This window comes from Gemmobacter nectariphilus DSM 15620 (genome assembly GCF_000429765.1).
Lineage (GTDB): Bacteria > Pseudomonadota > Alphaproteobacteria > Rhodobacterales > Rhodobacteraceae > Wagnerdoeblera > Wagnerdoeblera nectariphila.
Map to the genome: position 1 here is coordinate 377,404 of NZ_KE386949.1, position 8,226 is coordinate 385,629.

General features: G+C 66.3%; 8 protein-coding genes. 6 read left to right on the forward strand and 2 right to left on the reverse strand.

From position 1 onward, the window contains the following. Window positions 1–12 precede the first annotated feature (12 nt). The 3 genes from G481_RS0120545 to glyS are packed head-to-tail and all read left to right on the forward strand — an operon-like array spanning window position 13 to window position 3,530. A complete protein-coding gene (locus tag G481_RS0120545; RefSeq protein ID WP_028031669.1) occupies window positions 13–945 on the forward strand; it encodes a glycine--tRNA ligase subunit alpha in 933 nt (310 codons plus the stop codon). Next, entirely contained in the window at window positions 942–1,397 is a 456-nt protein-coding gene (locus tag G481_RS0120550) for a DUF6446 family protein (protein WP_028031670.1), read from the forward strand. The genes G481_RS0120545 and G481_RS0120550 overlap by 4 nt, the downstream gene beginning before the upstream one ends. Window positions 1,398–1,400: 3 nt before the next feature. After that, on the forward strand, window positions 1,401–3,530 hold the full coding sequence (glyS, locus tag G481_RS0120555) for a glycine--tRNA ligase subunit beta (RefSeq protein WP_028031671.1): 2,130 nt from the start codon (window positions 1,401–1,403) through the stop codon (window positions 3,528–3,530). A gap of 175 nt (window positions 3,531–3,705) precedes the next feature. Here glyS and G481_RS0120560 read toward each other — a convergent pair whose 3' ends face one another. Both G481_RS0120560 and G481_RS0120565 read right to left on the reverse strand, forming a co-directional pair. Then, window positions 3,706–4,335: a DsbA family protein gene (locus tag G481_RS0120560; protein WP_028031672.1), complete on the reverse strand. Its 630-nt coding sequence runs from the start codon at window positions 4,333–4,335 to the stop codon at window positions 3,706–3,708. Between the two features lie 13 nt (window positions 4,336–4,348). After that, window positions 4,349–4,879: a DUF721 domain-containing protein gene (locus G481_RS0120565; RefSeq protein ID WP_028031673.1), complete on the reverse strand. Its 531-nt coding sequence runs from the start codon at window positions 4,877–4,879 to the stop codon at window positions 4,349–4,351. Window positions 4,880–4,966: 87 nt separating this feature from the next. Here G481_RS0120565 and mutY point away from each other — a divergent pair, with 87 nt between their 5' ends. The 3 genes from mutY to G481_RS26550 form a co-directional block, all read left to right on the forward strand. Then, a complete protein-coding gene (gene mutY, locus G481_RS0120570) occupies window positions 4,967–6,004 on the forward strand; it encodes an A/G-specific adenine glycosylase (RefSeq protein WP_028031674.1) in 1,038 nt (345 codons plus the stop codon). A gap of 104 nt (window positions 6,005–6,108) precedes the next feature. Further along, window positions 6,109–7,266 (forward strand): alkane 1-monooxygenase, encoded by a 1,158-nt coding sequence (locus tag G481_RS0120575; protein WP_051294677.1) that lies wholly within the window; start codon window positions 6,109–6,111, stop codon window positions 7,264–7,266. A gap of 310 nt (window positions 7,267–7,576) precedes the next feature. Continuing rightward, window positions 7,577–8,226 (forward strand): BapA/Bap/LapF family prefix-like domain-containing protein (locus G481_RS26550; RefSeq protein WP_035026869.1); only part of this gene is annotated, 650 nt, incomplete at its 3' end.

The window sequence follows — 8,226 nt, forward strand, 5'->3', positions numbered from 1 at the left end:
AAGAGGTCTGCCATGGCTGAAAGCCCCGCGAAACCCCGCAGTTTCCAGGAAGTGATCCTGCGCTTGCAGAATTACTGGGCCGCGCGCGGCTGCGCGGTGCTGCAACCCTATGACATGGAAGTGGGCGCAGGCACCTTCCATCCGGCCACCACCTTGCGCGCGCTGGGGTCGCGTGCCTGGGCGGCCGCCTATGTGCAGCCCAGCCGCCGCCCGACCGACGGGCGCTATGGCGAGAACCCGAACCGGCTGCAGCACTATTATCAATTTCAGGTGATCATCAAACCCTCGCCCCCCGATCTGCAGGAGCTGTACCTGGGATCGCTGCGGGCGATCGGGCTGGATCCCGCGCTGCACGACATCCGCTTTGTCGAGGACGACTGGGAAAGCCCCACGCTGGGCGCCTGGGGCCTTGGCTGGGAGGTCTGGTGCGACGGGATGGAAGTCAGCCAGTTCACCTATTTCCAGCAAGTCGGCGGGCATGACTGCAAGCCCGTCTCGGGCGAGCTGACCTATGGGCTCGAACGTCTGGCGATGTATGTGCTGGGGGTGAACCATGTCATGGACATGCCGTTCAACGACCCGCAATCGCCCATTCCGCTCAGCTATGGCGACATCTTCCGTCAGACCGAACAGGAATACAGCCGCCACAACTTTGATGGCGCCACCACCGACATGCTGCTGCGCCATTTCGAGGATGCCGAGGCAGAGTGCGAACGCCTGCTGGCGTTCGAGCCGGTGGACCCGAAATTCCACGGCCGCGCGAATGTGATGGTCCATCCGGCCTATGACCAGTGCATCAAGGCCAGCCACCTGTTCAACCTGCTGGATGCGCGCGGGGTCATCTCGGTGACGGAACGCCAGGCCTATATCGGCCGCGTCCGCGCGCTGGCCAAGAAATGCGCCGATGCCTTTGTCGGCACCGAAGCTGCCGGGGCCGTCCTGTGACCGGACGCACCGCCGCGATTGTCATCGTCGTTTCGGCCGTCCTTGCAGGCGTGCTGATGTATTGGCTGCAAGTCTATGCCTATTATAATCGGCTGCCGGAAACCACGGTTCTGCGCGTGACCACCGAGACCGGCGTTCAGCCGCTGTCGCTGGCCGAGTTCGAAGGGATCGACGCCAGTTCCTCGCCCTTGCGGTTCCGCGCCTGCGCGCAGCTGGCCGAGATGACGGAAATCACCCATGCCGTGCCTGCCACGAACCCCGACCCGCTGACGGCGCCCGGCTGGTTCGATTGCTTCGATGCCGAACTGATCGGCACCGCGATCAAGCGGGGCGAGGCGATGGCCTATCTGTCGGAACGCGAAATCCATCGTGGGGTGGACCGCATCATCGCGGTTTTCCCTGACGGCCGGGCCTATGCCTGGCAGCAGCTCAACGGCACACTGGAGGATTGATCCATGCCGGACCTTCTGATCGAGCTTTTCTCTGAAGAGATCCCGGCCCGGATGCAGGCCCGCGCGCGCCAGGATCTGAAAAAGCTGGTGACCGACGGTCTGGTCGAGGCCGGGCTGACCTATGCCAGCGCGGGCGCCTTTTCGACGCCCCGCCGCCTGACGCTGACCGTTCAGGGCCTCAGCGCCGAATCTCCCACCCTGCGCGAAGAACGCAAGGGCCCGCGCACCGACGCCCCCGAGGCGGCGCTGGCCGGCTTCCTGCGCTCGACCGGCCTGTCGAAAGACCAGCTGGAGATCCGCGACGACAAGAAGGCGCAGGTCTGGTTCGCCATTGTCGAAAAGCCGGGCCGCAAGGCCGCCGCCATCGTGGCCGAGGTGCTGGAAAAGACCATCCGCACCTTCCCCTGGCCCAAGTCGATGCGCTGGGGTTCGGGCAATCTGCGCTGGGTGCGTCCGCTGCATTCCATCCTGTGCATCCTGGGCGATGAGGCGGGCACCGAAGTCGTCGGCCTGGACATCGACGGGATCAAGTCGGGCAATACGACCGCCGGGCACCGCTTCCTTGCGCCGGGCCGCTTCACCGTGTCGTCCTTCGACGATTATGCCGCCAAGCTGCGCGCCTCCAAGGTGATGCTGGACGCCGCCGAACGCGCCGATCACATCTGGAACCACGCGACCCAGACCGCCTTTGCCCAGGGGCTGGAGGTGGTCGAGGATGCAGGCCTGCTGGCCGAGGTCTCGGGCCTGGTCGAATGGCCGGTGCCGCTGATGGGGCAGATTGCCGATCAGTTCCTGCACCTGCCGGCCGAGGTTCTGCAAACCTCGATGCGCGAGCATCAGAAGTTCTTTTCGGTGAAAAACCCGAAAACCGGCCGGATCGAGAAGTTCCTGACCGTCGCCAATACCGAAACCGCCGATCATGGCGCGACCATCCTTGCCGGCAACGGCAAGGTGCTGGCCGCCCGCCTGTCGGATGCCCGCTTCTTCTGGGACAACGACCTGCGCGAGGCCAAGGCGGGGATGGCGAAATGGGCCGAAGGTTTGCGGTCGGTGACCTTCCATAACAAGCTCGGGTCTCAGGCCGACCGGATCGAGCGGATCGCGGCACTGGCCCGTGACCTCGCCCCGGTGATCGGCGCCGACGAGGTGCTGGCCGAACGCGCCGCCCGCATCGCCAAGCTGGATCTGCGCTCGGCCATGGTGGGGGAATTCCCCGAACTGCAAGGCACCATGGGCCGCTATTACGCGCTGGAATCGGGCGAGGATCCGGCCGTCGCCGATGCGGCGCGCGACCACTATTCGCCCCTTGGCCCGTCGGATGACGTGCCGACCGCGCCGGTCTCGGTCGCCGTGGCGCTGGCCGACAAGCTGGATACGCTGGCCGGCTTCTGGGCCATCGACGAAAAGCCGACGGGGTCCAAGGATCCCTTTGCGCTGCGCCGCGCCGCGCTGGGGGTGATCCGGCTGGTGCTGGCCAATGATGCGCGCCTGTCGCTGATGGCCGCCCTGCGCGCCGGGCTGCGGGGCAATCTGGATGCCATCGCCGGGGTCAATGCCGCGCTGGAAACGCCGGTCGTCGCCGTGTCCAATTCGCCCGAGGCGACGGCGGCGGACCTTTTGTCCTTCATCCATGACCGGCTCAAGGTCTTCCTGCGCGACAAAGGCATCCGGCACGACATCATCGACGCCTGCCTGGCCATGCCGGGCAATGATGACCTGACGCTGCTGGTCAAGCGCGCCCGCGCGCTGTCCGCGATGCTGGCGACCGAAGATGGCGCGAACCTGATCCAAGGCTTCAAGCGGGCGAACAACATCCTGACCCAGGCCGAGGCCAAGGACGGCGTGGAATATTCCTACGGCGCCGAGGAGAAATTCGCCGAAGGCCCCGAGGAACTCGCGCTGTTCGCCGCCCTTGACGCGGCCGAGGCAAAGATCGCCCCCGCCATGCAGGCCGAGGATTTCGCCGCCGCCATGGCCGCCATGGCCGCCCTGCGCGCCCCGGTCGATGCCTTCTTCACCGCGGTTCAGGTCAACAGCGACAACCAGATCGTGCGCCGCAACCGGCTGAACCTGCTCAGCCGCATCCGCGGCATCTGCGGTCAGGTGGCCGACCTGTCGCGGATCGAAGGCTAGGCGCGGCCCCGACACACGCCCCTGGCATCCGCCACGGCAGATATGGAAAAGGCCGCCGGAACACACTCCGGCGGCCTTTTCGCCTTGTTCAAATATCCTCCGGGGCGCCGGTTGGTGCGCCATTGGTTCGAGAACCAACCGGCGCGGGGGCGGAAAACCCCCGCTGCCGACGCCCCTAGCCGGCCAGCAGATCGTCCAGCACCTTGGCGAAATCGGCATAGCCCATGTTGCTGTGCTTCTTGCCGTTGATCACGAAGGACGGTGTGGAATCGATCCCGTCGGCCGCGCTGTCGGCCTGGAACTTGGCGACCATCGCCTCGGCCATGGCACCGTCCTGCAGGCAGGCGTCCAGAGCCTCGTTGGTCAGCCCGGCCTTGAGCCCGATCTTGCGCAGCGCATTCACCACATCGACCGCACCGCCTGCGCCCGACCAGTCCTTCTGTTCGGCATAGAGCATGTCCTGAATGCCGAAATAGCGCATGTCGCCGCCGCAGCGCGCGACCATCGCGGCCCACAGGCCATAGCGGTCGAAATACACCTCGCGGTAGACGAACTTGATCTTGCCGGTGTCGATATAGTTCGCCTTGAGATCCTTGAACACGCGCGCGTGGAAGTTCGCGCAATGCGGGCAGGTATACGAGGCATATTCCACCACCGTCACCTTGGCATCCGGGTTGCCGATGACCATGTCGGGCACTTCGGGCTTGGCGGGGTCCGTCTCGGCCAGCGCGGGGCGGATCAGGCCCGGCATCCCGGCGGCAAAGGCGGACAGCGCCACGGCGCCAAGCAGCGTTCTGCGGTTCATCGACATTCCTCTCTCAGGTGCGCTTTCGGGTTAGGACATTCTGCGCCAGTTGTTCAAGGGCGCGGCGCAGGCCATCGTCGGCCACATCGCGCGCGACCGCCTGCGCCTCGGGGCCCGGACGGGGCAGATCGCGCCCCGCATCGGCCCGCGGCGCCGGGGTAAAATCCGCCTGACCTTCGGCAAATCCGGTGGCGGCGGTCTGGGTGATATGGATGCGCGCGATCGCGTTATAGCCATAAACGGCGTTCACCCGCTCGCGCAGGCGTTCCTTGCGCATCTCGACCATCGGCGCATGGGCGGGCGAGACCAGCAGCGTCAGCGTCGCCCCCATGCCCTCGCGTGTGTAGCCCACCTTGACCGGGCGGGTGATCGCGGCCAGATCGGCCCCCGCCACCTCGGGCCAGTGGGTCAGCAGGCGCGTCACCGCAAAGCCGCGCGACTCGCCGGCCTTCTGGATGCGCCGGGCCATCAACCCGCCAGCCGCCTCGAACCCGCGCATCCGGCGCGAGGGAGGGGTATCGGGGGATTGCGGCTTGCGCGCCATGGGCGGGGTTTTCCTTGCGGTTTCAGCAGCTATTGTAGCCGCGCCTGCGGCTTGTGCCACACCGCAGCGCGAAAGGGCACTTGAATTATGCGTGACAGTTTCGCCAATGACCTGCTGAGCTGGTATGACCGCCATGCCCGCGTGCTGCCATGGCGCATCGCGCCGCAGGACCGGGCGGCGGGGGTGCAGCCCGATCCCTACCGCGTCTGGCTGTCCGAGGTGATGCTGCAACAGACGACCGTGGCGGCCGTGAAGGCCTATTTCGCCCGTTTCACGGACCTGTGGCCGACGGTTCAGGCGCTTGCCGCGGCGCCGGATGCCGATGTGATGGCCGAATGGGCGGGCCTTGGCTATTACGCCCGCGCCCGCAACCTGCTGGCCTGTGCCCGCGCCGTCGCCGCACAGGGCGGCTTTCCCCAGACCGAATCTGGCCTGCGCGCCCTGCCCGGCATTGGCCCCTATACTGCCGCCGCTGTCGCCGCCATCGCCTTTGATCGCCCCGCCGTGGTCGTGGATGGCAATGTGGAACGCGTGATCAGCCGTGTCTTTGCCGTCGAAGACCCGCTGCCCAAGTCGAAACCCCGCCTTGCCGCGCTGGCTGCCACCGTCACGCCCGACCAGCGCCCCGGCGATTTTGCGCAGGCCATGATGGATCTGGGCGCCACGATCTGCACCCCGCGCAAACCGGCCTGCGGCATCTGCCCGGTGATCGCCCATTGCCAGGGGCGCCGCGCCGGCATTGCCGCCGATCTGCCCCGCAAGGCCGCCAAGGCCGCCAAGCCCACCCGGCGCGGCATTGCCTATGTCGCCCGCCGCGCCGATGGCGCCATGCTGCTGGAACGCCGCCCCGATCGCGGCCTTTTGGGCGGAACGCTGGGCTGGCCAGGCAGCGACTGGACCGATGCGCCCGCGCACACCCCACCGATGGATGCGACCTGGACCACGCTGAACACCGAGGTGCGGCACACCTTCACCCATTTCCACCTGATCCTGACGGTTCAGGTGGCACATGTGCCGACAGATGCCGAGGCGGCGCAGGGAGGTTTCCTGCCTGACTTCGCCCCTTCGGCCCTGCCAACCGTCATGCGCAAGGTATGGGAGGCTGCGGCCCCGCATTTCGACTGATCTGCGGCCGCCTGTGCCATGGTCCGGCCGCGTTCCGCTGCTATGATCGCGCCAGACCGGCCACCAGCCAGACCGCGCCGCATCGGATTGCGAAAGGACCACCCATGCCCGCCCCACCAACCCGTGGTGCCGAAGACATCCGCCAGCTGCGCAATGCCCTGCCGTTCTGGATCTCGCTTCTGCTGCTGCCGGTGGCCTGGATCGCGGCCACGGTCGGCAGCTGGGCCGTGCTGCTGTTGCCGCTGTTCGGCTGGGGCATGGTCACGGTGCTGGACATCGCGGGCGGGCTGGACGAGACCAACCCCGACCCGCAAGTGTCCGAGCGCGATCTGGTCTGGTATCGGCTGATCACCATGATCTGGTTCCCCATCCAGTTCATCGTGGTCTATGCCTGCCTTTGGTGGGCCACCCATGGCGGCATGGATGGCACGCTGGAAAAGATCGGCCTGTTCTTTGGCCTTGGGGTCATTTCGGGCACCGTCGGCATCGTCTATTCGCACGAGCTGCTGCACCAGAGGAACCGCGTCGAACGCTGGCTGGGCGATCTGTTGCTGGCGATGGTGCTCTATTCGCATTTCCGGTCCGAACATCTGCTGGTGCATCACCGCTATGTGGCGACCCCGCGCGATCCGGTGTCGGCCCGCTACAACGAAGGGTTCCACCGCTTCTTTCTGCGCGTGCTGCTGACCTGCCCGCCCTCGGCCTGGCGGGCCGAGGCGCAGATGCTGGCGCGCAAGGGGCGGGGGCCGTGGCACCTGTCCAACCCGTTCTGGAAATATGCCGCGCTTCAGGGGCTGATGCTGGGGCTGGCGCTGGCGATCGGCGGCTGGGCCGGGCTGGGGCTGTTCGTGGTGCAGGCCTTCAGCGCGATCTGGCAGCTCGAGCTGACCAACTACATCGAACATTACGGCCTGACCCGCCGCCATCTGGGCGAGGGGAAATACGAACACGTCCTGCCCCGCCACAGCTGGAACGCGGCGCACAAGGTTTCCAACTGGTTCCTGATCAACCTTCAGCGCCACTCGGATCACCATTACAAGCCCGACCGCCGTTTCCCCCTGCTACAGACCTATACGGCCGACGAGGCCCCGCAGCTGCCCTATGGCTATCCGGCAATGACCACGCTGGCGATGATCCCGCCGGTGTGGCGGCGGGTGATGAACCCGCGCGTGCGCGCCTGGCGCCGGCAATTCTACCCCGACATTGCCGACTGGAAGCCCTATAACCGCGGCCAGCTGCCCAAACCGCGCGGCGCGTCCTGACGCCACGGCATTGCCCGCAAATCGCCACATTTCCATGATCGGCCCGGCGCGTCCTACGGGCCAGCATCGGAACAGGCCGCATCGCAGCATGGCCAGCGGCGCCCAGATCGGCACAATTTGAATGGCTGAAAGCACATAATGTGGCACGGGCGACACGAAACAGGCTGTGATTCGCTGCTCTGCCGAAAAATCCGCAACATGATGCCAGCGCCGGAAAATCCTTCTGGCGAATGTGGCAATCCTTGGCTATCTTCAAGGCAATAACAGAAAAAGCAGCGCATATGCTGCACCCTGAGGCGGAGTAGTTATTATGGCGAAGGCGATTGATTTCGTCCTGCGCTCGCGTGCGGGCGCAATCAGGAATGGTACCGTTTCGAGCGAGGACAAGGCGGCAGGAATTGACCTGACCAGCGGCGGCGATGTGTCGCTGAACCTCAAGCCCGCAGATGTGCTTGGCTATGTGCGCGATGGCAGCAACCTGAACATCACCCTGGCCGATGGTCGTGTCGTGACCGTCAAGGGCTATTTCAACGGGTCCGAACCGCCGAGCCGGCTGTTCCTGTCCACCGATGGCGACATCACCATGGTGACGCTGACCGAAGGGCCCGAACATACGCTGGCCCCCGGCTATGGTCGCACCGAAGCCTGGGGCAAATGGAGCCCGAACGACGCCCTCACCTTCCTGAACGATGGCGATATCGCCCCGGCCGACGATGACATCGCGGGAATGGGGCCCTTTGCCCCCGCGCTTCTGGGCGGGATCGGCGGCAGCGCCGGCACCGCAGCCGCCGCCATGCTGGGCGGCGCGACCCTGCTGGCCGCCTCCAGCTCGGGCGGGACGGCCGGGACGGACCCCACCACGCCCACGGAGCCGACCGAACCCACGGAACCGACGGAGCCGACCGAGCCCACGGAACCGACCGAGCCCACGGAGCCGACCGAACCCACGGAACCGACCGA

What these genes read in the sequence shown, in the direction of transcription:
- G481_RS0120545 (WP_028031669.1), top strand. Translation starts at nt 13, where the DNA reads ATGGCTGAAAGCCCCGCGAAACCCCGCAGTTTCCAGGAAGTGATCCTG.
- glyS (WP_028031671.1), top strand. Translation starts at nt 1,401, where the DNA reads ATGCCGGACCTTCTGATCGAGCTTTTCTCTGAAGAGATCCCGGCCCGG.
- G481_RS0120560 (WP_028031672.1), bottom strand. Translation starts at nt 4,335, where the DNA reads ATGAACCGCAGAACGCTGCTTGGCGCCGTGGCGCTGTCCGCCTTTGCC.
- G481_RS0120565 (WP_028031673.1), bottom strand. Translation starts at nt 4,879, where the DNA reads ATGGCGCGCAAGCCGCAATCCCCCGATACCCCTCCCTCGCGCCGGATG.
- mutY (WP_028031674.1), top strand. Translation starts at nt 4,967, where the DNA reads ATGCGTGACAGTTTCGCCAATGACCTGCTGAGCTGGTATGACCGCCAT.
- G481_RS0120575 (WP_051294677.1), top strand. Translation starts at nt 6,109, where the DNA reads ATGCCCGCCCCACCAACCCGTGGTGCCGAAGACATCCGCCAGCTGCGC.